Source organism: Kitasatospora sp. LaBMicrA B282, assembly GCF_050325825.1.
Lineage (GTDB): Bacteria > Actinomycetota > Actinomycetes > Streptomycetales > Streptomycetaceae > Kitasatospora.
In genome coordinates this window covers 1-904 of the sequence record NZ_JBNQTI010000376.1, presented here as the reverse complement: position 1 = coordinate 904, position 904 = coordinate 1, and the positions used below count along the sequence as shown (strand labels likewise).

The window sequence follows — 904 nt, the reverse complement described above, 5'->3', positions numbered from 1 at the left end:
CTCGGCCGCCCGGGCCCGGGCCTCCCGCTCGGCCCGCGCCGCACGGTCCAGGGCATCGGCCCGCCCGGCCAGCGAGCGGACCCGCTCCTCGTGGGTGCGCACCGCGAGCCGGGCCTCCAGCTCGGCCTGCCGGGCCCGGGTGCCGGCCTCGGCCAGCCGGTCGCGCTCGGCGGGGTCCGGCTCCGCGCCCTGCTCCTCGGCCAGTTCCTCGGCGGTGGCCAGCCGGGCGGCCAGTTCCTCCGCCGCCTCCAGCGCCGCCGCCAGTCCCTCCTCGGCGCGCTGCACCGCGGCCGCGGCCCGCTCGGCCTCGCCGGCAGCCGCCCGGGCCTGGCCGCCGAGCCGGCCGAGCGAACCGGCCACCTCCGCCCGCTGCTTCTCGGCCCGGCGCCGCTCGACGGCCAGCCGCTCGACCTGCTCGGCGCACTCCCGGCGCCGCGCCTTGGCCGCCGCCAGCCGCTCGGCCAGCTCCGCGCAGCGGTCGACCAGCTCCGCCAGCCCGCGGGCGGCGGCGTCCACCGCGGCCTGGGTCTCCAGCAGGCTGGGCGAACCGGCCGAGCCGCCCTGGACGAGGCGGGCGGCGAGCAGGTCGCCCTCGGCGGTGACCGCGGTCAGCTGCGGCCGGTCGGCGAGCAGCGCCCGGGCCGCGGCCAGGTCGGCGACCACCACGGTGTCGGCCAGCAGGCCGCGGACCGCCGGCAGCAACTCGGCGGGGCCGGCCACCAGGTCGGCAGCCCAGCACGCGCCGGGCAGCTCGGGACGGGCCGAGTGCTCCGGTCGGGCCGGCGGCTCGGGCGCACCGGCGACGAGCAGGGCGGCCCGCCCGGCGTCCTGCTCGCGCAGCAGCTCCAGCGCCGCGGCGGCCGCGGCCAGGTCGGCCACCGCGACCGCATCGGCCGCGGCGCCC

At 82.9% G+C, this 904-nt stretch carries 1 pseudogene; it reads right to left on the bottom strand.

Going from position 1 to position 904, the window contains the following annotated elements:
- Positions 1 to 904 (bottom strand): annotated as a pseudogene (locus tag ACQRUO_RS39535) (chromosome segregation protein SMC); the annotation flags it as partial.